The 24,114-nt window shown below is 45.8% G+C and carries 25 protein-coding genes and 1 riboswitch; of the genes, 23 read left to right on the forward strand and 2 right to left on the reverse strand.

Going from position 1 to position 24,114, the window contains the following annotated elements; genetic code table 11:
- Nucleotides 1–21: 21 nt before the first annotated feature.
- The 13 genes from FC61_RS01765 to FC61_RS01825 all read left to right on the forward strand — a co-directional run bounded on the left by FC61_RS01765 (nt 22) and on the right by FC61_RS01825 (nt 11,957).
- Complete coding sequence (locus FC61_RS01765) at nt 22–417, forward strand: hypothetical protein (protein WP_021741021.1); 396 nt, start codon at nt 22–24, stop codon at nt 415–417.
- Nucleotides 371–1,159 (forward strand): segregation and condensation protein A, encoded by a 789-nt coding sequence (locus FC61_RS01770; RefSeq protein WP_035464119.1) that lies wholly within the window; start codon nt 371–373, stop codon nt 1,157–1,159. The genes FC61_RS01765 and FC61_RS01770 overlap by 47 nt, the downstream gene beginning before the upstream one ends.
- On the forward strand, nt 1,137–1,739 hold the full coding sequence (gene scpB / locus FC61_RS01775; RefSeq protein WP_011667544.1) for an SMC-Scp complex subunit ScpB: 603 nt from the start codon (nt 1,137–1,139) through the stop codon (nt 1,737–1,739). The genes FC61_RS01770 and scpB overlap by 23 nt, the downstream gene beginning before the upstream one ends.
- A complete protein-coding gene (locus tag FC61_RS01780; protein WP_011667545.1) occupies nt 1,739–2,461 on the forward strand; it encodes a pseudouridine synthase in 723 nt (240 codons plus the stop codon). Before scpB ends, FC61_RS01780 begins: the two co-directional genes overlap by 1 nt.
- Nucleotides 2,462–2,519: 58 nt before the next feature.
- A riboswitch (FMN riboswitch) is annotated at nt 2,520–2,637 on the forward strand.
- Between the two features lie 116 nt (nt 2,638–2,753).
- Nucleotides 2,754–3,335 (forward strand): ECF transporter S component, encoded by a 582-nt coding sequence (locus FC61_RS01785; protein WP_024525204.1) that lies wholly within the window; start codon nt 2,754–2,756, stop codon nt 3,333–3,335.
- 89 nt (nt 3,336–3,424) lie between these two features.
- Complete coding sequence (locus FC61_RS01790; protein WP_042516737.1) at nt 3,425–4,459, forward strand: helix-turn-helix domain-containing protein; 1,035 nt, start codon at nt 3,425–3,427, stop codon at nt 4,457–4,459.
- A gap of 4 nt (nt 4,460–4,463) precedes the next feature.
- Complete coding sequence (locus FC61_RS01795; protein ID WP_021741841.1) at nt 4,464–5,906, forward strand: RecQ family ATP-dependent DNA helicase; 1,443 nt, start codon at nt 4,464–4,466, stop codon at nt 5,904–5,906.
- Nucleotides 5,907–5,977: 71 nt separating this feature from the next.
- A complete protein-coding gene (locus FC61_RS01800; RefSeq protein ID WP_011667549.1) occupies nt 5,978–6,592 on the forward strand; it encodes a LysM peptidoglycan-binding domain-containing protein in 615 nt (204 codons plus the stop codon).
- Nucleotides 6,593–6,619: 27 nt separating this feature from the next.
- Nucleotides 6,620–7,300, forward strand: a complete 681-nt coding sequence (cmk, locus tag FC61_RS01805) for a (d)CMP kinase (RefSeq protein WP_011667550.1) — start codon at nt 6,620–6,622, stop codon at nt 7,298–7,300.
- A 79-nt stretch (nt 7,301–7,379) separates the two neighbouring features.
- Nucleotides 7,380–8,684: a 30S ribosomal protein S1 gene (gene rpsA, locus FC61_RS01810; protein ID WP_011667551.1), complete on the forward strand. Its 1,305-nt coding sequence runs from the start codon at nt 7,380–7,382 to the stop codon at nt 8,682–8,684.
- A gap of 89 nt (nt 8,685–8,773) precedes the next feature.
- Complete coding sequence (gene der / locus FC61_RS01815) at nt 8,774–10,081, forward strand: ribosome biogenesis GTPase Der (RefSeq protein ID WP_011667552.1); 1,308 nt, start codon at nt 8,774–8,776, stop codon at nt 10,079–10,081.
- A 235-nt stretch (nt 10,082–10,316) separates the two neighbouring features.
- Nucleotides 10,317–10,592 (forward strand): HU family DNA-binding protein, encoded by a 276-nt coding sequence (locus FC61_RS01820; protein WP_011667553.1) that lies wholly within the window; start codon nt 10,317–10,319, stop codon nt 10,590–10,592.
- Between the two features lie 105 nt (nt 10,593–10,697).
- Nucleotides 10,698–11,957: a tetratricopeptide repeat protein gene (locus tag FC61_RS01825; RefSeq protein WP_021741843.1), complete on the forward strand. Its 1,260-nt coding sequence runs from the start codon at nt 10,698–10,700 to the stop codon at nt 11,955–11,957.
- A 117-nt stretch (nt 11,958–12,074) separates the two neighbouring features.
- Here FC61_RS01825 and FC61_RS01830 read toward each other — a convergent pair whose 3' ends face one another.
- Nucleotides 12,075–12,971, reverse strand: coding sequence for a YitT family protein (locus tag FC61_RS01830; RefSeq protein ID WP_042254316.1), 897 nt, complete (start codon nt 12,969–12,971; stop codon nt 12,075–12,077).
- 175 nt (nt 12,972–13,146) lie between these two features.
- Here FC61_RS01830 and FC61_RS01835 point away from each other — a divergent pair, with 175 nt between their 5' ends.
- Genes FC61_RS01835 through FC61_RS01850 form a run of 4 tightly spaced genes read left to right on the forward strand, consistent with a single transcriptional unit; the run spans nt 13,147 to nt 17,730 of the window.
- The gene (locus FC61_RS01835; RefSeq protein WP_021741844.1) at nt 13,147–14,340 is read left to right on the forward strand and encodes a CCA tRNA nucleotidyltransferase; all 1,194 of its coding nucleotides are present in this window, start codon (nt 13,147–13,149) and stop codon (nt 14,338–14,340) included.
- Between the two features lie 28 nt (nt 14,341–14,368).
- On the forward strand, nt 14,369–16,261 hold the full coding sequence (locus FC61_RS01840; protein ID WP_021741845.1) for an ABC-F family ATP-binding cassette domain-containing protein: 1,893 nt from the start codon (nt 14,369–14,371) through the stop codon (nt 16,259–16,261).
- A gap of 11 nt (nt 16,262–16,272) precedes the next feature.
- Nucleotides 16,273–17,223 carry a thymidylate synthase gene (locus FC61_RS01845; protein WP_021741846.1) on the forward strand — a complete coding sequence of 317 codons (951 nt, stop codon included), beginning with the start codon at nt 16,273–16,275 and terminating at the stop codon, nt 17,221–17,223.
- 15 nt (nt 17,224–17,238) lie between these two features.
- Complete coding sequence (locus FC61_RS01850) at nt 17,239–17,730, forward strand: dihydrofolate reductase (RefSeq protein ID WP_021741847.1); 492 nt, start codon at nt 17,239–17,241, stop codon at nt 17,728–17,730.
- A 179-nt stretch (nt 17,731–17,909) separates the two neighbouring features.
- Here FC61_RS01850 and trhA read toward each other — a convergent pair whose 3' ends face one another.
- Complete coding sequence (gene trhA / locus FC61_RS01855; protein ID WP_011667560.1) at nt 17,910–18,551, reverse strand: PAQR family membrane homeostasis protein TrhA; 642 nt, start codon at nt 18,549–18,551, stop codon at nt 17,910–17,912.
- A 168-nt stretch (nt 18,552–18,719) separates the two neighbouring features.
- Here trhA and FC61_RS01860 point away from each other — a divergent pair, with 168 nt between their 5' ends.
- From FC61_RS01860 to FC61_RS01885, 6 genes are all read left to right on the forward strand, one after another.
- Complete coding sequence (locus FC61_RS01860) at nt 18,720–19,571, forward strand: DegV family protein (RefSeq protein WP_021741848.1); 852 nt, start codon at nt 18,720–18,722, stop codon at nt 19,569–19,571.
- A 64-nt stretch (nt 19,572–19,635) separates the two neighbouring features.
- A complete protein-coding gene (locus FC61_RS01865; RefSeq protein WP_021741849.1) occupies nt 19,636–20,556 on the forward strand; it encodes an SGNH/GDSL hydrolase family protein in 921 nt (306 codons plus the stop codon).
- Nucleotides 20,557–20,568: 12 nt separating this feature from the next.
- Entirely contained in the window at nt 20,569–21,168 is a 600-nt protein-coding gene (locus FC61_RS01870; RefSeq protein ID WP_011667563.1) for a YpmS family protein, read from the forward strand.
- A gap of 10 nt (nt 21,169–21,178) precedes the next feature.
- Complete coding sequence (locus FC61_RS01875; RefSeq protein WP_011667564.1) at nt 21,179–21,400, forward strand: YozE family protein; 222 nt, start codon at nt 21,179–21,181, stop codon at nt 21,398–21,400.
- 311 nt (nt 21,401–21,711) lie between these two features.
- The gene (locus tag FC61_RS01880; RefSeq protein ID WP_021741850.1) at nt 21,712–23,079 is read left to right on the forward strand and encodes a sugar MFS transporter; all 1,368 of its coding nucleotides are present in this window, start codon (nt 21,712–21,714) and stop codon (nt 23,077–23,079) included.
- Nucleotides 23,076–24,092 carry a DUF4432 family protein gene (locus FC61_RS01885; protein WP_021741851.1) on the forward strand — a complete coding sequence of 339 codons (1,017 nt, stop codon included), beginning with the start codon at nt 23,076–23,078 and terminating at the stop codon, nt 24,090–24,092. Before FC61_RS01880 ends, FC61_RS01885 begins: the two co-directional genes overlap by 4 nt.
- The last annotated feature ends 22 nt before the right edge of the window (nt 24,093–24,114 follow it).

Genomic DNA, 24,114 nt, shown 5'->3' on the forward strand with positions numbered 1-24,114 from the left:
TCGTTGGAATGGAGGAGGACCATGTTATTAAAATATCGGAGTGATTATCAAAAGATTGCGATGGGCCTACTCAGCCTGTTGCCCACGTTTAAAGATTGGGATCGGCTTCAGCGCGAGCTTAGTTGGTACCAAGGTGGCGATGACCGGACGCTTTATTTGTGGAAAGATGAAAACGATGATTTTGCCGGGGCTTTAGGAACAGAGGTTCATGATCAATTTCTGATTGTGCGCTTGGTTACGCTGATGCCAGACAAACCGGTTACAGCTAGTACCTGGCAAATGTTGGATCAATTGACGACTGCTGTGCCGAACAGACGATTAATGGGAACCCTAACAACAGCGAAGATTATTGCAAAGTGGGAGTATCATCATGGACAAAACCACAGTGAACGGACAACCGCTGATTCAGGTCAGTGATTTTGAAGGTCCGTTGGATTTACTATTACACCTCATTAAAACCAATGAAATGGATATCTATGATATTCGAATTAGTACGATTACGAGCCAATACTTGACGTATTTACATCAAATGCAGCTCGTCCGGTTAGATGTTGCCGGGGAATACTTTGTCATGGCGGCAAATCTGATGGCGATTAAAGCCAAACTCTTATTACCCAAGCCACAGTCAGTGGCCCCCGTCGATGAGGATGAACCTGCTGATCCCCGTGAAGAGTTGGTCAATCAACTCTTAGAATATCAGCGATATAAACAGGCTGCCCAAGCATTGAAACAACGGGCGCTAGAACGCCAGCAGCACTTTACCCGTCCGGCCATGGCGGTTCCGGAGTCGGTCGAATTGACAGTGGCACCAGGGATCAAACCAGTTGATTTACAGACCGCTTTGGTCCGGCTGATGCAGCGAGCAACGTTAGCCAAGCCGGTGACGCAAAGTGTGCACCAAGAACACTTTACGATCAAACGGCAAATGACGACGATTTTACAACGGCTAAAGGGAACGACGGCACCGGTAGCGTTTGAACAATTGCTGGTGACCCATCCCGTGATGGAAGAAGTGGTGACCACGTTTCTAGCGGTGTTAGAGCTGGCGCGCCAACGGCAGGTTCAGCTCCAACAGGCGGGACGCTTGGCGCCTCTGCAAGTTAACTTTTTACAAATGGAAGGTAGGTTTAGCACGGATGTCACCTCTAGCACAGATTGAAAGTTTGCTGTTTGTCAGCGGTGACGAAGGGATTTCGGTTGCGGATTTGTCGGCAGCAACCGGCCTCATGCGCCCCGCAGTGTTAGCGACCTTGGAACGGTTGGCTCAAAAATATGCGGCTGATGAAGCCTCTGCCTTGGAGTTAATGGTCAACGATACCACATATCGGTTAGTGACCAAGGAAGCTGCGAGTGATCTGGTTAAACGCTATTTTGAGAATCCCTTAAGTACAAGTTTGTCGCCAGCCTCGTTAGAAGTCTTGGCGATCATCGCTTATCGACAACCCATCACGCGAATTGAAATTGATGAAATTCGGGGAGTTCAGAGTGCCTCAACGGTTCAGAAATTGGTGTTGCGCCGGTTAGTTGAAGATGCGGGGCGTTTAGATGAACCCGGTCGCCCCAAGTTATATCAAACCAGTGATTACTTTCTCGATTACTTTGGACTTGAACAATTGGCAGAGTTGCCGCCGTTACCTGCAGCGGCCCAACCAAGTGAGACAACAGCTGATGAGGCGACCGGTGATTTATTCCTGCAGGCCTTTAATCAGCAACTCAATCAATCAGGAGATGAAGCTTAATGGAACGATTACAAAAAGTCTTGGCTCACGCGGGCGTTGCTTCGCGTCGTCAATCAGAAAAGTTAATTATGAGTGGCCGAGTTAAAGTTAATGGTGCGGCAGTGACCGAGCTGGGGACTAAGGTGGGCGTGCATGACCAAATTTTAGTGGATGGTGTACCAATCTCTAGTGAAGCACCAATTTATATCATGTTATATAAGCCGCGTGGTGTCGTGTCTACAGCGAATGATGACAAAGGGCGTAAGACAGTCGTAGATTTGGTGGAAAATGTGAGCCAGCGGGTTTACCCAGTCGGTCGACTAGATTATGATACGTCGGGGTTGTTATTATTAACTAATGATGGTGAGTTGGCCAATCGATTGACCCATCCCCGTTATGAAGTTGAGAAGACGTATATTGCCCGCGTGACGGGCGTGCCCACGAATGATGCGATGAAACAATTACGGCAAGGCATCACCGTTGATGGGGAAACTTACGCACCGGCCAAGTCGAAGGTCTTAAGCGCTGCTGATGATCGTAAAACGGCGATTATTTCATTGACGATCCACGAAGGCAAAAATCATCAAGTTAAGAAAATGCTGGCAGCGGTGGGCTGCCCAGTTGAAAAATTAAAACGAGAACAATATGGCTTCTTGACGTTAAAGGGATTGAATGCTGGGGAAGCACGTCAGCTGAAACCAGAAGAAGTCAAAGAACTTCGGCGGTTGACCCATTTGGCTTAGAACCAAATGGTTGACAGGTCAAGGATCTCTTAGTATATTAAGTGTGTAATTAAATCTGGTTCATCTTCAGGGCAGGGTGGAATTCCCGACCGGCGGTAAAGTCCGCGACCCGCGTGAGCGGTTGATTCGGTGTAACTCCGAAACCGACAGTAAAGTCTGGTATGCAGAAGATGAGACGTTGCTTTTTGCGTGAGCATATTGGTGCGCGTAAAACCCAAGGTCTTGCCCTTCTGTGGTGAGACCTTTTTTAGTGGGGATCGCCACGAGATGGCCGCAAGGAGGAACACGTATTATGGAAAACAGTCGTCATGGCTTAGCCGTTCGTTCAATGGTGGAGATGGCCTTATTTTCAGGGGTGGCCTTCGTCCTCATGTTCATTTCCGTCCCCATTATCCCACTAGTTCCCTACATGAAATTAGATTTAAGTGATCTGGTGGTTTTGTTAGGCATGAGCTTGTTTGGACCCGGGGGAGCTATTTTAATTGCGGCAGTTAAGGAATTATTGTATTTGGTCGCCACGGGATTAGATATTGTGAACTTTATCGGTGTGTTAACGGCATTTATTGCTGATTTGGCCCTGATCTTGCCCATTGGAGCCTTGCTAAAGCGGCCCATGCCGTCTTTAAAACGTCAGGTCTTAGCGGTGATCACGGGAACTTTGAGTTTGACCATCATCTTGTCACTGGCTAATTGGTGGGTCATCACGCCATTGTATTTAAAAGTCTGGCATATGTCCCTCGGCTTGCCGGTTAATCAACTAATCTTGTTGGGGGTTATTCCGTTTAACTTAATTAAGGGCATCGTGCTGGGGAGTTTATTTATTATTTTAAGCCGACGAATGGCACCGTGGATTGCGAAGCATTCGGTGCGGTGAAGCGTCCGTCACTGAAAAGTGGGTTACCGATAGTGGTGACCCACTTTTTGTATGGTAAACTGGAAACTAATCAGTCAGGAGGTCAACACGTGGAACCAGTCGATTTATTACCTTTATTAAGTGAAAGTCAACCGCGGCGGTTACGGGTTGTCGAGAACCTATTGCGGGGACGGCGAACGGTTTCGACGTTGTACTGGGGGCAGCGATACCACCTCTTATCCTTGCTGAATCTGAATAAGACCTTGACACGTGGCGGTCTCGATGACACTGCGGCCGCTTTGGTGGCTCACGGTTGGGCGCAAATTGATGCCGAAAAAGAAACGGTCCAGCTAACTGCTGCCGGAGCAGCCCAGCGTGACGCCAAAGTCTACTATCAACCGGTAACGACCGAGCAGTGGCCCTACTTGGATCACCAGGTACTACGAGCGCGGTTGTTTTTAGCAATTCAGGTTGTCTCGCAGTATGCGCATAGTCAAGCACAATACTATCCGTTACAGGTGGACTTAGCTGCCCGTCAAGCTGTACGGCGGTGGTTTCACACGATGAAGGGCCCCACCTTGGCTGCAACCATTTCCGCCGCTTTAACCGCGAGTTTGACGAAAATTCCAACTATGGCAGCAGACGTGTTAACTGCTCAGTTTACCGGGTTTAATCAGCCCGGTGTAACGAGTGAACAGCAGGCTCAGTTAACGGGTAAAACGACCTGGGAGTTATATCTGATGCAGCTGGATGGTCTTACGCAAGTGGCGCTGGACGCGCGCCAACCAACCCACCCGTTACATTCGTTAGTGGCAGCTTTGTGGCAACCACCAGTGGCCCATAGTGCCCAGGTGACTTTAGCAGCCGTTCAAACGGGGCAAACGCTGACACAAATTGCGGCGACCCGGCATGTCAAGTTAAGCACGGTGCGAGAACATTTGTTAGAAGCGGCGATAATGCTATCATTGACGGATTTTCCGTACGCACAATTATTACCGGCAACCACTCGTCAGGATTTTCAGACGGTCGTTTCGGGGCCGATTGATGAGTGGCAGTATGGTGACTTACCGGAGACTGTACAGAATCAATACGATTTTTTCGATTTTAGATTATTTGCCATTTGGTGTGGTAAACAGGAGGCATAGGGATGTGCGGGAAACATTAGTAGAGAGTCTACAAGCAGTTTTTGGTTTTGATCAGTTTCGCCAAGGCCAATTGGCGGCACTAACGGCCCTCGAAACAGGGCATGATACGTTAGCCGTCCTGCCGACCGGTGCGGGTAAAACACTGATTTACCAGCTCTATGGATACCGCCATCCAGGATGTGTGTTGGTGGTGTCACCCTTATTATCATTGATGAATGATCAGGTTGATCGAATGCGGATGAGCGGGTTTAAACGGGTGGCGGCGATTACTTCACAGACCAGCTTCACGGAACGACAACAGATTTTACGACAACTCGATCAGATTCAGTTCTTATTTTTATCACCAGAGATGTTAGCTCAGCCGACGATGCTTGCGCGAGTGCAGCAGTTAACGCTTAGCTTGCTAGTGATTGATGAGGCCCATTGTATTGTGCAGTGGGGGCCGGATTTTCGGCCGGAGTACCTGCTATTAGGAGCCATTCGGGATCGACTAGGACAACCGTTGACACTAGCCTTAACCGCAACCGCTGGGCAGCAGACGCGACAAGAAATTGCTAAGCAGCTGCGGTGTACGCCACAGGTGGTGACGGAATCGGTCGATCGGCCCAATATATTCTTGGATGTGGAATACGTGGCCGACGAAGCTGAAAAGCAAGAACGACTGCAACAGTTGGTAACCACGTTAAAACGTCCTGGAGTGGTGTATTTTTCCAGTAAACAACAGGCTAGTGACACTGCCCTATGGCTGCAACAAACGGCAAACGTTCAAGCGGCGGCGTACCATGCGGGTCTGGCTGCCGAAGATCGATTTAAGATTCAACAACAGTTCATGGCGGGGCAACTAGACGTGATCTGTGCGACGAGCGCGTTTGGGATGGGAATTGATAAAAACGATGTCCGGTACGTGATTCATTACCACTTGCCCGCGGACCTCGAAAGTTATGCCCAAGAAATTGGGCGCGCGGGCCGGGATGGTCAGCAAAGTGTGGCAATTTTGCTGTATGCCGGTGGAGATGAGCGTCTGCCTTTGGCGCTGGGTGAAACTAACCGGCCAGATGCCGAATTAATTCAGCGATATTATCAACACCCCACCAACTTTGCAACTGATGAACCGGTCATTCAGCTCCTACAGTTTTATTATCAACACGGCATTAGTGAGGCCGCCGTGGTGCGGTTGTTTCAACAACGGCAGCGCGAACGCACTCGCGCTTTGGCACAGATGTTAGCTTATGTTCGTGAGGAGACCTGTTTACGGCACCAATGGTTGCAGGCATTTGACGAAGTCGCGCCGGCGCACGGGGCTAACTGCTGTTCACCAGCGACTTCATCATTAGATGCTGCGGCTTTGCACTTAACTAGGACTACCACGGAATTAACTAGGACTACCACGGAAGTGCCTACCGTGACGACGGTTAGTTGGCAGGAACGGTTACACCGGCTATTTTAAGAAGATTTTAGAGAATTTGTGGGGGCAGTATGGTACAATAACGGGTGAAAGTTTTTCAGGGAGGTTAGATGATGAGTCAAAAGCAGGACGATCCAACGTCAAAGGAACAAGAGTCCCATCCGTGGGATTCGTCATTTGCCGACGATCGCGATGATCAGGGTAACCTGTCACGAACTAAAATGCGGCGGCAAAATCATAGCAACACGATGGTTACCGTCATTTTAATTGCAATCATCGTTGTGATTGCAGCGGCTTCACTGGTTTACGGGTTAGCACGGCAAAGTGCCGTGAATCGGCCTCAAAATACAGAAAAGGTGGCGGCTAGTTCTTCCAGCTCATCCAGTCATTCAGCTAAAGCATCCAGTAGTCACAAAAAGAAGACAGCTAAGAAGACGTCTTCGACTGCGTCTAGCAGCCATCAATCAGCAACGTCCACAACAACTGCTAGTTCGGCAACTACGACTAGCAGTTCTTCGACTGCGACCAGCACGACGAGTTCTAGTCATGTCGCCAGCAGTTCTAGCTCGTCAGCAGCGACAGGGTCTAAATACGCAACGGTAGAGTCCGGACAGGGTGTCTATCGGGTAGCGACTAACGCTGGGATCTCGGTGCAAAAATTATTAGAGCTAAATGGGCTGTCTTCTGGCGCCTCGTTACACCCCGGACAAAAGTTGCGGGTTCGATAGAATTTAAATATAGGGAGTTTGGTTTTCATGGAGAAGCAGGGATTACAAGTAGCCATTGATGGACCAGCATCTGCCGGTAAAAGTACGGTTGCTAAGATAGTTGCCCAACGTTTTCACTACATATATTGTGATACGGGTGCGATGTACCGCGCGATTACTTGGAAGGTCTTGCAGGCAGGCGTTGCCTTGACTGATGAAACGGCAGTTAAGGCATTGCTGGACCAAATAACGATTCGGTTTGAACCAGGCACCCCCGTCCAAAAGGTGTTTGTTGATGATACGGAAGTGACGTTAGCCATTCGTCAACCTGACGTGACCAATTCGGTGTCGGCTGTTTCAGCGTTACCAGCGGTCCGGTCAGAATTAACGGAACGGCAACGACAAATTGCCGAAGCCGGGGGGATCGTGATGGATGGTCGTGATATCGGTTCAACGGTGTTGCCCCATGCTGAAGTTAAGATTTTCTTGGTGGCTAGCGTTGACGAACGGGCGCAACGTCGTTTGAAGGATAATGCGGCTAAGGGAATTACAACGCCATTGGCCACATTGAAGCATGAAATTGAGGAACGTGATCGTAAGGATTCCACGCGAAAAGTGTCACCATTGACGCAAGCAGCCGATGCCATTCGGTTAGATACAACGTCAATGAGCATTGAACAAGTGGCCGATAAGATTGCTGAAATCATAAAAGAAAAAGAATCCCACTAGAAATGGGCATTTTACTAGCTTTTACTGGCATAATCAGCTAAAATAGTATGTAGAGTTGTCGCAAGGAGGAAAAATTCGCATGAGTGAAAATGGCACGAGTCAAAACAATGAAAATAACGATCTATTAGATGCTTTAAACAGCATCGACACCGTTAAAGTTGGTGACGTTGTTAAGGGTGAAATCTTAGCAATCGATGATGACCAACAAGCAATCGTTGGGATTGCTGATACTGGGGTTGAAGGGGTTGTTCCCAAGAAGGAATTATCCACTAAACCAGTTGATGATATTAAATCTGTAATTAAAGTCGGGGATGTCTTAGACCTCGTCGTAATTTCTCGGATCGGTTCCGATAAGGAAGGTGGCAGTTACTTGCTGTCACAACGTCGTTTGGAAGCCCGTAAGGTTTGGGACGACATCCAAAAGGAATTCGAAGCTGGCAACACGTTAACAGCACCCGTTACCCAAGTGGTTAAGGGTGGTTTAGTCGTTGATGCTGGTGTACGGGGCTTTGTTCCTGCATCCATGGTTTCTGATCACTTCGTTGAAGATTTGGCACAATTCAAGGGCCAAACTTTGGAATTCAAGATTGTTGAAATCGAACCAAGTGAAAACCGCTTGATCTTGTCCCACCGTGCGATTGTTGAAAAGCAACGCGCTGCTCAAAAGGAAGAAATCATGGCGAAGTTAACGGCTGGCGACGTTGTCGACGGTAAAGTTGCTCGTTTGACGAACTTCGGGGCCTTTGTTGACCTTGGCGGCGTTGATGGGTTGGTCCACGTTTCTGAAATCGCCTTTGAACGGGTTGAAAAGCCTAGCGATGTTTTGAAGGTCGGCCAAGATGTTAAGGTTAAGGTCTTATCAGTTGATGCTGATCGCGATCGGATTTCCCTTTCCATCAAGCAAACCTTACCAGAACCATGGGATGGGATTGAAGACAAGGCACCTCAAGGTAGCACGTTAGACGGAACTGTTAAGCGTTTGACGAGCTTCGGGGCCTTTGTTGAAGTCTTCCCTGGTGTTGAAGGCTTGGTTCACATTTCCCAAATTTCTCACCAACACATCGCAACGCCTGCTGACGTTTTGAAGGTTGGTCAAGAAATCAAGGTTAAGGTCTTGGATGTTCGTCCAGAAGACCACCGTTTGGCATTGTCCATCAAGGCTTTGGAAGAAAAGCCACAATCTGGTGACGATGACAACGAAAACCGTAACACTAACCGTAGCCGGAGCAACAACAATGGCGGTAACAACAACCGTCGTCGTAGCAACCGGAACAATGCTGAAACTTCAACGGCTAACGCCCCAGAAGAAAGCACTGGTTTCTCTTTAGGTGACCTGATTGGGGACAGCCTGAAGAAGGACATGGAAGATAACGAAAACAACTAATACGTTTGGTTGAAGGGGTCTGGAACGGAACTTTTGTTGGTTTCGTTGCGGACCCTTTTCGTGTCAAACGGAAAAAGGAGGGATTAACTATGGCTTATCCAGTAGTTGCCATTGTTGGCCGACCCAACGTTGGAAAATCAACGCTGTTTAACCGAATTGCCGGTGAACGAATCTCAATTGTGGAAGATACGCCAGGAGTTACACGTGATCGAATTTATTCACGTGCGGAATGGTTAGGAACCGAATTCCGGATGATTGATACTGGTGGGATTGATATGGGTGATGAACCCTTTTTGACCCAAATCACACAGCAGGCGGAAATCGCGATTGATGAGGCCGACGTGATTGTCTTTATCGTTAGTGCACCGGAAGGAATTACCGATGCGGACGAAAAGGTTGCTAAAATCTTGTATCGGGCTGATAAACCCGTTATTTTGGCTGTCAATAAGGCGGATAATCCAGAGGTTCGTGAATCAATTTACGATTTCTACTCACTTGGCTTTGGCGATCCATACCCCGTTTCTGGGGTTCATGGCTTAGGCCTGGGGGATTTGCTTGATGCAGTGGTTAAAGAATTTCCTGAAAAGGATGGCGCGCCTAAGGATGATTCCATTCGATTTAGTTTAATCGGTCGGCCCAACGTTGGGAAATCATCGTTGGTCAATGCGATGTTAGGCGAAGAACGGGTGATTGTCTCGAATATTGCGGGGACTACCCGTGATGCCATTGACACTAAGTTTGTGGCTGATGACACGAAATTTACGATGGTTGATACGGCCGGAATTCGTAAGCGTGGTAAGGTTTATGAGAATACGGAACGTTACAGTGTTATGCGAGCCATGCGGGCCATCGATGATTCGGACGTGGTATTGGTGGTTCTGAATGCCGAAGAAGGCATTCGGGAACAAGATAAGCGTGTGGCGGGGTATGCCCATGAGGCTGGTCGCGGTATTATTATCTTGGTCAACAAGTGGGATACCTTGAAGAAGGATAACCACACTTTAACCGACTTCCAAAACTTGATTCGCATCGAGTTCCAATACCTCAGCTATGCACCGATTATCTTCGTTTCAGCGAAGACGGGGCAACGATTGGAACAGTTACCGGAGATGATTAAGCGAGTGGCTGACAACCATAACAAACGGGTTCAGTCAGCAACCCTTAATGATGTGGTGATGGATGCTATCGCCTTGAACCCCACGCCATCGGATAATGGAAAACGGCTGCGGGTGTATTACGCAACCCAGGTTGCAATCGCACCACCGACATTTGTTGTCTTCGTGAACGATCCGAAGATGATGCATTTCTCTTATGAACGGTTCCTAGAGAATCAGATTCGAGAGCACTTTGATTTTGAAGGGACACCGATCCATTTAATCGAGCGGGCTCGTAAGTAGATTAAGACTGATGATAGCAGTATTTTAGCGTGATTTTAACGTTTTTTTAGGAAAATGGGGTCTTCTCACCACTTTATTGCTAAAAAATCGCGTTATCCCTTGTCATATAAGGATTCCTGTGCTATCTTTGATAAAGAAATGATGCGGTTGACCGTATTTGTTTCATCATTTTTGGACCACTCAAAAATGACATAGATGTCATTCATCTAATCTTCTTTCAGGAGGTGAATTCACAATGGCAAACAAAGCACAATTGGTTAGCGATGTTGCAACTGCAACTGGCTTAACTAAAAAGGACGCAACGGCTGCAGTTGATGCAGTCTTCGATTCTGTCCAAGCAACGTTAGCAAAAGGCGAAAAGGTTCAATTGATCGGCTTTGGTAACTTTGAAGTTCGTGAACGTGCAGCTCGTAAGGGCCGTAACCCACAAACTGGACAAGAAATCCAAATTCCTGCAAGCAAAGTACCTGCATTCAAGCCAGGTAAAGCCTTAAAGGATGCTGTTAAGTAATTGGTATCAATTATTTAGCGGGTAGTAAAGGCCAGTACGGTGAATGCCGGGCTGGCTTTTTGCTACCCGTGAAAAGTGACACAGATAAGCAACTGGAGGCGGGTTATGAGTTACGCACAAACAGCACTTGATCAATTAGAAAAGGGCCAGTTAGACGCATTTAAGAAGCAATATGCGTTAGCTCTGCGCCATGATGATGACGATACGCTCTTTAGCCTAGCAGAAGAATTGTATTCACTGGGATTTTTGAATCAGTCACGCCGAATTTATGAAAAATTACTCAAGAAGTATCCAGATGAAGATGAATTACGCACAAATCTAGCAGATATTGCGATTGATGAAGACAAAAATGATGAAGCACTGGACTATTTAAATCAAGTTCGGCCTGATTCGCCGGCTTATATTGAATCATTGATGGTTGCCGCCGATCTGTATCAGACCCAAGAACTCTTTGAGGTCAGCGAACAAAAGTTGTTAACCGCTCGCCGGTTAGCACCTGAGGAGCCCGTGATTACGTTTGCCCTCGCGGAATTGTATTTTACAATGCGTGAATTTCGTAAGGCAATTCCCCTCTATCTGGAACTAATCACGGCCGGGACGACTGATATGTCACGGGTCAACCTTGTTGAACGGTTAGGGGTTGCTTACGCCAACGCTGGGCGGTTCGAACAAGCCATTGGTTACTTGAAACAAATTCATTCGGGGGACATGACGCCGGATGTTAAGTTTGAAACGGCGTTCACTTACTTGCAGCTAAAGGAGCGCACTGAGGCCATTCGGTTGTTTAACGAATTGAAGGATAGTGACGATCACTACACGTCTCTGTATCCTTATTTGGGACAAGCGCTGGAAGAGGAGAACCGTTTACCGGAAGCCTTAACAGCCTTGCAGGAAGGTCTAGGCGTTGACCAATATAACGAGAAGCTATGGTTACAGGCCGCCCATGTGGCGACGCGACTGGACGATGAGGCCTTAGCCGAGCAGTACCTAAAGCGGGGACATGAGCTAGACAGTGACGATCTGAGCGCGGTCATTCAGTTAAGTAACCTGTACGTTAAGCAGGAGCGCTGGGCTGAAACGCAAGAACTGGCGACACCTTATGTTCAAAACGATGATGCTGACCCGCAACTGTACTGGAACTTAGCGGTGGCAGCAGAACATGAAGAAGACTATGCAACTGCCCGAAAGTATTATGATGCGGCAACGCCATTCTTTATGGATCAGGCTGATTTCTTACGGTCGGCCATTTACTTTTATCGTGAAGAGGGCGCCCGTGAAGAAGTTGTTCGGCTGTTACAAGCTTACTTAAAGCAAGTACCAGATGACAGCGAAATGGCGTTAATGTTAGAGGGTTATACTGATTAATGGGGAAAGGCACGCTTCAATTTTGAAGGGTGTTTTTTTATTAACCAAATAGCACAAAAATTACTTTAACTTATAACATTCAAAAAAAGCGACCGCCAAACCCGCGGTCGCAAAAAACTAGTGCCTAAACCGATTTAACCAACCCTTATCCGGCAGTCCAAATGAAAAGCCTTCACCCAATGCTTCGTTCACATTGATAACTGAGATGAATGCCCGTGAATCATTACGCTGAATAATCTGCCGCAACCGATACAACTCGCTGGGAGCCACTACTACGTAAATCATCTTGCGTTCTTGATGGGAGAAACCACCTTCACCATTGACGAGACTAACGCCACGTTCCAATTCCGTCATAATTTCATCCGTAATTTGTTGATAATTCTCGGAAACAACGATCACACCACGCGCGGCATAAGCGCCTTCTTGAGTGAAATTCACAATTCTTGCGAAGACGTAAGAATAGATTAAGGTGTAAGCCATATGTTGAATATCAATGTAAACCAGCGAGATTAATAAAACGACAACGTCTAAGTAAAGGAGGGTCCGTCCCATGGGCACTCCCCGAAACCGTTCAAAAATTCGGGCGATAATGTCAGTACCACCAGTAGTGCCACCATAGCGGTATAACAGACCGGAACCGAAACCACCAATAATACCAGCGCCCAGGGCAGATAGTAGTAAGTCACCGTGCAAAGCAATGGTCAATGGGACCCGCTGCCATACCCACAGACACAAAGACAGCATACCCGTTCCATAGATGGTATAGATTAATGATTGGCGGCCCAAAAATCGCCAGCCAATAATAATTAAGGGAACATTAATCAGAATGGTTGAATAGGCCGGATCGATATGGAAAAGGGCCCGAAAAATCAGTGTAATTCCTGAGATACCACCGTCTGCTAAATGATTGGCAATATTGAAAAAGACTAGTCCAAAGGCAAACATGGCACACCCAATTCCAATCATAAGTAAGTCAATAAAGCGAATTGATTCATCTGGCTGCTGTGTCACCATTATCACTCCCATCTGAAAAAATAACTTGATAAACTCAATCATAGCACAGTCCTCTAGAAAACTGGCGATTATCTATGGCGGAATTGCAGGAGTTTGAATTCAATTCTAGCGGGTAATCTGTTAGACTGACATAGTGAGACAATAACAGAAAGTAACTGGCAGAAGGGTGACAATTATGCAGCTAGAACACTTACCAGAAGAATTTGAAATGGCCCGGCCAGTCCTCCAAACGATCGAACAGGCCGGTTATGAGGCTTACTTTGTCGGTGGCAGTGTCCGGGATACCATTTTGGGTAAAGAGATTCATGACGTGGATATTGCGACAAGTGCCTATCCAGATGAGATTAAACACCTCTTCAAGCGAACGGTGGATACGGGGATTGAGCATGGTACCGTCATGATCCTCGATCATGGAACGGGATATGAAACAACGACATTTCGGTCTGAATCAACCTATACCGATTTTCGCCGGCCGGACCAAGTAACCTTTGTGCGCTCACTGGCTGAGGATTTAAAGCGACGGGATTTTACCATCAATGCCTTGGCAATGAAGGAAGATGGTACCGTCATTGATCTATTTGACGGTCTAGCTGATTTAAAGCATCGGCAGATCTGCGCCGTGGGTGATCCACAAGAACGGTTCCATGAGGATGCGCTACGGATGATGCGGGCGGTTCGATTTGCTAGTCAATTGAACTTTACAATTGTGCCAGAAACCTTGGCGGCCATGACCAGTCATGCTGAGTTACTGCGTAAAATTGCCGTTGAGCGAACGCAAGTCGAGCTACTCAAGCTATTAACGGGACAGGCGCCCCAACAAGGACTCACGGATCTGTTGACGACCGGACTGTGGCAGTACTGTCCTGACTTTGCCGACCACAAGGCTGACTTAGAGAGGCTAACAGCGCAACTACATCAAGGTGCTAGCACCGACTTGACCGCGTGGACATTGTTAACCACCAGTTTTGGCTTAGAAACTAACGCTATTACCACATTTCTAAAACACTGGAAAACGGCTAATCAGACGATTTCCGCCGTACAGATGACGACTAAGACGGCACAACACTTACTGCAAGGGCCCTTGTCTACTTGGCAGGTCTACCAATGTGGTGAAGATCAACTAATGATCGCTAATGAAGCGGCAGTCGTACTAGGTGCTACGGATCGATCACGTGAACTGATAGCGCAATGGCAAAATTTACCAATTCAAACGAAGAAAGCTTTGGCTGTCACTGGACGAGATCTTATGCAAGCCGGTGTGCAACCCGGTCCACAGTTAGGGGCTATTTTGGGCGACTTGGAGTATCAAGTTGTCACGGGTAAACTGCCCAATGAGAAATCGGCATTAGTGGCTGCTGTCACCGATTGAATTTGAAAAATAAGAGAGTGAAGATATTATGCAAACGTTACGAGCAGAAAATTTACATCGGACTTACGGTGAAAAAACACTGTTTGATAATCTGAATTTTATTATTAATGAGCATGACCGAATTGGCCTGATTGGGGTCAACGGTAGTGGTAAAACGTCGCTGTTGAATACTTTAGCGGGCATCAGTAACGAACAGACGGGGGAATTAGCAACGCCCAAGGACTACACCATTGGGTATTTGACTCAGAAGCCAGATCTGGATGAAAACTTAACCGTGATGGATGCGGTTTTCTCCGGTGATCAGAAGGTATTTGTCACGATCCGTCGGTATGAGGCCGCACTGGCAGCTTATGGTGCGCATCCTGACGACGAGCAGGCCCAAAAGCGGTATCTAGATGCGGAAGCACAAATGAACGAAGAGGATGCTTGGACAGCCGAAAGTGATGTTAAAACGATCCTGACACAGTTAAAAATTACGGATCTATCCCAAGAAATTAAAACCATGTCTGGGGGACAAGTCAAACGGGTCGGACTGGCCCAAGTGTTAATTCAGTCACCTGACTTACTTCTCTTAGACGAACCGACCAACCACTTGGACTTCGATTCAATTGCGTGGTTACAACAGTATTTGACGAGTTATAAAGGGGCTCTCCTAGTGGTAACCCATGATCGGTACTTCTTGGATCAAGTGGCTAATCAAATCTGGGAATTGGATTTCGGTAAACTTTATCAATACCCCGGTAACTATCAGGCTTACGTTCAAGAAAAAGCTGAACGGGTAAATTTGGAAGCCGAAGCCGAACAAAAGCAACAACGGCTCTATCAACAAGAATTGGCTTGGATGAAGGCCGGGGCTAAAGCACGCTCCACTAAGCAACAAGCCCGAATCAATCGGTTCAACGATATTGCCAGCAATGTCGGCACCCGACAAGTCGAGCATCACGTGGCGATTTCCTTAGGTCAACAACGGCTGGGGAAAAAGGTTATCGAATTAAAGGATGCTAACCTCAGCTTGGGTGGTCATACCATTCTCAATGACTTTAGTGATTTGATTCAGGCCGGCGAACGGATTGGGATCAGTGGTGAAAATGGGGCCGGTAAATCCAGTTTGTTGAACGTCATCGCCCAACGACTGCCATTGGATTCAGGGATTGTAACGGTTGGTGAAACGGTCAAAATGGCCTACTATACTCAGCAAATTGAACCGATTCCAGAAGATAAGCGTATGATTAACTATCTATCGGAAGTTGGTCAGACGGTTACGGATAAGCAAGGGAATTCGGTGAGTGTGACTGAGTTGTTGGAACAGTTCCTCTTCCCACGGTTCATGCATGGTACATTGATTCGTAAACTGTCCGGTGGTGAAAAACGGCGCTTGTATCTGTTAAAGCTATTGATGGAACAACCTAATGTGTTACTTCTGGACGAACCAACTAACGATTTGGATATTAGTACGCTGACCGTATTGGAAGACTATATTTCCCAATTTTCTGGTACCGTCATTACAGTCTCCCATGATCGGTATTTCTTGGATAAAGTTGCCGATCGTCTGTTAATCTTTACGGGAAATGGTCAGATTGAACGTTACTCGGGCCAATTTAGTAGTTACTTGGCAGCACAACAGGCACAGACGAAGCAGGCAACTAAGGCGAAGTCAAAACCAGCAGCGCCAAAGGAATCGGCACCTGCTAAGCCCAAACAAAAGGTGAAGCTGACGTATGCTGAACAAAAGGAATGGGAAGGGATCGAGAGCGTCATTGACGATCTTGAATCGCAAAAATCAGCGGTTCAAGAGGCCATGAATGCCAATGGCGCCAATTATGATAAACTAGCCGACCTACAGGCCCAACTCGATGACTTAGACCACCAGTTGGATGACAAGATGGCGCGTTGGGAATATCTCAGTGAGTACGCAGAATAGGGGGAAAAACGGTGTTAGAAGAGGCATATTTAGATTTAGCTAAGACTGTCTTGACGACGGGTCACGAAAAAACGGACCGTACGGGAACCGGAACGATTAGCTTATTTGGCTACCAAATGCGGTTTAATTTGCAAGAGGGCTTCCCACTATTGACTACTAAAAAGGTGCCCTTTGGTCTCATTAAATCCGAACTCTTGTGGTTCCTTCGTGGGGATACTAATATTCGGTTTTTATTGCAACATCACAACCATATTTGGGACGAGTGGGCCTTTCAACGCTACGTTGATAGTCCCGAATATCACGGGCCAGATATGACCGACTTTGGTCGCCGTTCCTTGGTGGATGCAGACTTTAATCAGCAATATCAAGCAGAAAAAAAGGCATTTTGTGATCGAATCGTGACGGATCAAGCTTTTGGTGACCACTTTGGTGATCTGGGTCTAGTTTATGGTAGTCAGTGGCGGGCTTGGCAAGGTCATCAAGGTGAAACCATTGATCAACTGGCCAATGTGATTGAGACGTTGCGGACGCACCCAGACTCTCGGCGGATGATCGTTTCAGCGTGGAATCCGGCTGATGTGCCATCAATGGCTTTGCCACCTTGCCACACGCTCTTTCAATTTTACGTCAATGATGGCAAATTAAGCTGTCAGCTTTACCAGAGAAGTGCTGATATCTTCCTAGGTGTGCCCTTCAACATTGCCAGCTACGCATTGTTGACATCGTTGATTGCTAAGGAAGTGGGCTTAGAGGTGGGCGATTTCGTCCATACGCTGGGTGACGCGCACATCTACAGCAATCATATCGAGCAAATCAAAACCCAGTTAGCACGGACACCACATGCTGCGCCACAGTTGTGGTTAAATCCTGATAAGTCGAGTATCTTCGATTATGAGATGAGTGACATTAAGGTGACAGGATATGACCCTGAACCAGCAATTAAGGCCCCTGTGGCCGTTTAGAGAGGGCTAAGACGGATGCTAATCTTTTTATGGGCAGAGAGCCAGGGACGAGTTATCGGGCTGCACGGCGGCTTACCATGGCATTTACCGGCTGACATGCATTACTTCAAAACGGTGACGACGGGTCATACAATTGTGGCCGGAAGCAAAACCTTTGCTTCGTTTCTACGACCGCTACCTAACCGTAAAAATATCGTGGTTTCTCATCAACCAGCAACGGCCTTCCCAGAAAATGTCAGCGTGCTGCACTCATTGCCAGCGGTGCGGGCCTACGCAGCAGCTCGCCCACAAGAAAAAATATTTGTGGTCGGTGGGGCGCAATTATTTGCCGGCCTGCTGGATGACGTTGATTTCCTGTATCGAACCCGGATTGATGCTGGATTTGACGGCGATACATGGATGCCAGTGATCGATTACAGTCAATTTACGCTAATTGACCAACAACCAGGGATTCGTAATGAAAAAAATCCGTATGATTTTGTTTTTGAACAATATCAGCGGCATTAAAAACGAACGTGATTGGTGAGCTTTGACGACGCCAATCGCGTTTTTTAAGACGTATTAACTTATTGAGTCGTTGGTGGCTGACAACGTTAAAGATTAACCACTAGTGACCGGAAGTCGACGACAAAAAATGGTCCACCTTAGTCGCAATTGCAACTGAGGTGGACCATTTGACCCTAAGATTAAGCGTATAACAGGATTGAGAAGTACATCAATCCGGTCCCTAACATAACAAATAGGTGCCAGATAACGTGACCGAATGGGACACCCTTAAAGCTATATAGTACCGCACCCACGGTGAAAGACACGCCACCGAAAAATAACAGAGTAAACCCAATCGGTCCTAATCCATGATAGAGGGGTTTAATTCCTAGCAAACACATCCAACCCATGACGACGTAAATGACGGTCGACAGGGTTTGGTATTTGCCTAACCAGATGGCTTTATAAATAATGCCACAAATAGCCATCCCCCAGATAATGCCAAACATGGTCCAACCCAGTGCGCCACCAACGACTAGTAAACTGTAGGGCGTATAAGTCCCAGCAATCAATAAATAAATGGCACAATGATCAAATATTTGAAAGACGTGGCTCGCCCGGGTAAAGTACAAACTATGGAATAGTGTTGAGGCGAGGTAAAAAAGGACTAAGATAGCACCATAGATGGCAAAGGTTGTCATTCGCAATGTGCCACCCTTGGCGTGAGCTTGAAGTAGTAGAATGACGAGGCCTGCGATGCTTAATCCCGCACCGATTCCATGGGTCGCGGCGTTAAGCACCTCGTTAATGATTTGATATGCGCGGCTGTGTCCGTTTGTCAAATGAAACCCTCCCTTAATTTGTCGGTAATAGTCTTTGACTAACCGTTACCGGTGAGTTAGTAACAACTACTGAAAATTATCCATAACTCTGCTATACTATTACCGTATGTTCCATTACGCATATTGTAGCATAAACCAAAATTTCTGGTCAGAAAGTGTGGGATCCCCATGGCTAAAATCAAAATCGTCACAGACTCTTCTGCTGGCTTAACCGATCAACAGATTGCAGACTATGACATCACAATTATCCCGTTAACGGTAATGATTGATGACACAATTTACGTTGAACGAGAATCAATTACGAATAAAGAATTTATTGAAAAAATGAAAACGGCGAAAACGTTGCCGAAGACGAGTCAGCCACCATTAGGATCGTTTGTCGAAACTTTTGATAAGTTGGGCGAAGATGGCAGTAGTGTGATTTGCTTTAATATGCTGGCAGCCATTAGTGGTACGGTTCATACGGCAGAGCAGGCCGCGCAATTATCTAAGACCGATGTCACCGTAGTCGATAGTCAAACGACCGATCAGGCGTTGGCTTTCCAAGTCGTGGAAGCAGCTAAATTGGCAGCCGAAGGTGCTGACAAGGCGGCGATCTTGGCTCGAGCGGCAGCCGTACGGGATCATACCAAACTCTTCATGGGTGTGGTAACGTTAGAGAACATCTTGAAGGGCGGGCGTTTAAGCCGGGCTGCTGGGATGCTGACCTCACTGTTGAATATCAAGATTGTTTTGGAAGTCACTGGTGGCGAACTGAAGATTCGGGCTAAAGGTCGGGGAATGAAGACTATTGACCGGTATTTTGACAAAGTCTACGAACAGTTGAAACAGACACCGGACGTTGTTGCTATTGGGATTTCTCACGTTGAAGCTTTTGAATCCGTGGATAAGATCAAACAACACCTCAGTGAAGTCGTTCCAGGTAAGGATGTCTTAGTCAGAGAAACGGTGCCAATTATTGCCACGCATGGTGGCCCAGGTGCTTTTGCGTTAATGTACTACACCGATCCGACAAAATAGGAACGCATTGACGAAAAGGGGTGGCTGGTCCACCGCTTTTTCTTTATCCTGAGGGGGATTTTAAATGAAATTTAAAAACTTGAGTAAGGTGGTGGGTGTCACCCTGCTCTTGGCGTTGGTGGTGCTTGCCGCATTAACCTACTGGCATCCTGGTATACGGACCACGCAATCGCCTAAACAAACGCAGAACCGCCGTTCTATCGTTCGGGTGGTGGCTTTAGGTGATTCCTTAACCGAGGGTGTGGGTGATACGCAGAAACAAGGCGGCTATACTGGTCGATTAAAAACGATGATTCATCAACAAGATCATGTTAAAGTGGTGATGCATAACTTTGGCAAGTCGGGTGACCGTAGCGACCAGATTGAAACCCGGTTGGTCAATAGTCGAGCCCAACAGCGTCAAGTAAAAAAGGCCCAGGCAATTGTGATGACGGTCGGCGGTAATGATCTGCTACAAACCCTGACTAAAAATGTCACGATTAATCAGCGGGCAAAGTTAACCCATCAGCTGGGATCCGCCCAAACGGTTTATCAAAAGAAATTGAAACGTTTGTTAACCACCGTTCGCCACTATAATCCAAGTGCGCCGATATACTTGTACACCATTTATAATCCAATCTACGTGTACTTTGCCAATCTGTCACAGATTACCAACGCCGTTAATAATTGGAATGTGGCTACCAAGCAAACGGCTGGGCAATTTAGCCAGTTGTATATGGTCGATATTAACCGGGCTTTGTCAGTCGGTCAATTTAAAACAGCGGCTCAACAAACTAAACTGAAACAAACGGCTAAAAAGAATAATGATGGTCAGCTATCCACGCAAAATTTCCAAACTATGATCTTAGCTAGCAGTAGTACGGATGAGCTAAACGATTATCTTTCATCGGCTGACCATTTCCATCCGAATGCCAAAGGCTATCGACTCATGACGCGTTATGTCTTTAAGCAAATGCAGGCTCATCAACAATGGCTAATGAAATAAGGAGGCATTTATATGGAACGACAAACCACGCCCGTTAAGCAGACTAATTGGTGGAAATGGGGGTTCATTGCGCTAGTAGCTGTGTTATTGGTCACCACGGTCACGGTGAGTGTTAAAGCATTTACACCCACTAAGGTGACCTCAACGGCAAAGGTCGCCACAGGAACCACGAATATTGACGTAGCACTTAATAAGAAACAGGTCAACGCTTTGGCCGACTACTATGTAAATAAGTCGCTTAAAAATTCGACCATGAAATATCGCTTCCAGGTCTCAGATCAAGCAATGTTGACGGGGTCCACTCAAGTTCTAGGTGCAAGTGTGAACTTCGTCTTGCTCTTTAAGCCCACGGTCCTACCGTCTGGCGATGTGCAATTGAAAGCGCAGAAGTTATCGATTGGTTCACTTCCCGTGCCAATTAGTTTTGTAATGAATTATATTGCTAAGAATTATCCATTGCCCAACTGGGTAGCCATGAACACGGCAGATAAAACCATGACCTTACATCTAACGGCGATTGGTAATGGTAAAAAGTTATCCTTTGCTGCTAAAAAGATTGACTTGTCAGGGGACGGGAACTTCGTCTTCCAAGCACGGATTCCTAAGAATTAAGGAGGGACATATGCCCAAAACATTTTATGAGTTTCTAATGACGCAACGTAACCCGGAGAGCTATGAACCTGTGGCCAGTTTTGCCAATAACGCCTTTCTGGACAGCGCATTTCCCAAACAAGAAACACAGTTCGAACCACTCTCCAAATATTTAGAAGAAAACGCGCCTTATTTGCCATCAATGACTATCTTCGATGATGCTTGGCAATTGTATTTGGCAGCGTTGGCTTAGTGTGAAAGTCCTCGGTTGAGGGCTTTTTTATTTGTCCTGAATTTATCAGATAATATATGGTTTGACAAATCAGTATAGAGTTAGTAATCGCTTGGATCCTGGGAATTAAGTGCTCTTTACTCGCTCAGTAACTCTCATTAACATGATCAAAGTATTGTCAATAAAAGAGTTGTGATTTTTATTTAATTCAAAAAATAAAATTAATTTCATTAAAACCATGGAATTTATTTCATAGCAATGCTAGAATGATAACGGTTACAGAATCTTTAACTTATTTGCATCAATATTTTATAACACGAGGGGTGTTAGTTATGGAAACAAAGAAAAGCCACGATTTTGGATTGATCAAATTTCGTGGAAAAGAATTAGATAATGGATACACTAGCAAAATGCCAATTGTCCAATTTGTCTTGGTATCACTATTATTCCCAATGTGGGGAGCAGCAGCTAGTTTAAACGATATTCTAATTACTCAGTTTAAATCTATTTTCCAGTTGAGTAATTTGGCATCAGCCTATGTTCAAAGTGCATTTTCCCTAGGTTACTTTTTAATGGCAATCCCAGCATCGTGGTTGATTAAAAAAACGTCGTATAAATTGACAATTATTATTGGGTTATTGTTGTACTTAATAGGGTGTGCACTCTTCTTTCCCGCATCTGCTGCTGCAACTTATGGCTTTTTTCTAGCAGCATTATTTGTGCTAGCAACAGGTCTGACGGTTATCGAAACTGCTGCTGATACTGACTCAGCACTTTTAGGACCGGAGAAGCAGCGGACATTACGTTTGAATATTTCACAAACCTTCTTACCATTCGGTTCAATTGCTGGTATCTTACTTGGTAAATACCTTATCTTCTCTGGTGGCGAGAACCTCGATGAGCAATTAAGGAAGTTATCAGGTAGTGCTCGTGTTCGTTTTGGTGAAGAAGCCCTGCAAAAGACTCTCCAACCATACAAATACATTATTATGGTAATTGCAGTCATGATTATTTTGTTTTTAATCACTCAATTTCCCAGTGGCAAGCCAAAAGCTAAAGTAGACGAAACTAAACCTAAAGAAAATTTAGGCCAAACAGTAATGGCTCTGCTAAAAAATCACAATTTTACTTACGGAATGTTTACATTATTTATGTATGTTGGTTTACAAGTTTCTGTTTGGTCTTTTACGATTCGTTTGGCATTGAATTTGGATCACTCGATTAATGAAAGAACATCATCAAATTTCGTTATCGGTAGTTACGTTGCTTTCTTTGTGGGTCGGATCATTGCTGACTATTTAATGAAAAAAATTCCACATTTGAAGGTTCTACTTTGGTATTCAGTTCTTGGATTCATTGCAATCGGTTACATGATGATTGATCGGAGCTTCAATGGCGTTTACGTTGCCATCTTAGTATCTGGTTTAATGGGACCAGGATATGCAACAATTTACACTGAAACGCTGGGGTTCATTGAAGACGCTCATCAGACTGAAACTGCTGGTGCTATGCTAGTCATGATGGTTGTTGGTGGTGGTGTCTGGCCAGCTATCCAAGGCTGGTTTGCCGACATTACTGGTTCAATGACAATTTCGTTTGCCGTACACTTCTTAACATTTGGTGCAATAATCATCTATGCCTACCATTACATCAAACATCCATTTGATGGTCTTGCAAAGGAGAAAGAGGTAAAACAATGACAAAGTTCAGACTATACAAAGATAGTTTTAAAGAACAGACTCGCGTTTTGATTGAAAACGATGAATTCACCATTTCTAGTTTTAAATATTCGTCTGGCGTTAAAGCATTGAAGATTAGTAATTCGCGTGGTTATTTGACCTTTCTACCATTTGAAGGGTTAATGATCTGGGAAGCTGTATTTGATGGATTTGATTTGAAGATGAAAAATACTTTCAAACAACCATATCCGGGTAAGCAGATCACTGATTCATACGGCCCATTTCAATTTCACTCAGGTTTATTAGCAAGTGGAAACCCTGGTCCTGAAGATGATCACTATGCGCACGGTGAATTTCCACTTACACAAATGGATTCATCTTTTATAGATATAGATGAAGATAAGGTTACAATCAGTAGTCAAGTTGAATATGTACGAGGTTTTGGTGATCATTATTTTGCCAACCCCTCAGTAACTCTAAAAAAAGGGAGTGCATTGTTTGACATTAGAATGTTCGTTAAGAATCTTTCTGAATATCAGGAAATGCCATTACAGTATCTGACACATATCAACTATAAATTTGTAGAAGGTGCTAAAATTACTCAGAACATTTCTGACAAGGCATTTGAACTACGAACTTCGATACCAGATCACATTCACCCGACTAAGGAATGGATGGCATTTACAGACAACATTGCTAAATCAGGTAAGATGATCAACGATCTCGATAATATCAATCATTTTGATCCTGAAATCGTCTTTTTTGGAGATAAATTGAACAAATTCGTTGATGATGCCGTATTTGAGATGCAAATGGATAAAAAACACACTGTTAAGGTGGCGTTCAATACAACTCAATTTCCTGACGTAACGCGCTGGTTAATGTATAATCCCGATCTCCAAGTCGCCGCATTTGCACTTCCGGCAACTAGTCGAACAGAAGGACGTACGGCGGCCAAAGAGAATGGTACTTTGATTATGCTTAAACCGCAAGAGAGTCGAAGTTTTAAGGTAACCACAGGATTAGAAGACTAATTAATTCAAAAGAAGGTAAATT

The organism is Levilactobacillus brevis ATCC 14869 = DSM 20054 (genome assembly GCF_001433855.1).
GTDB classification, from domain to species: Bacteria; Bacillota; Bacilli; order Lactobacillales; family Lactobacillaceae; genus Levilactobacillus; species Levilactobacillus brevis.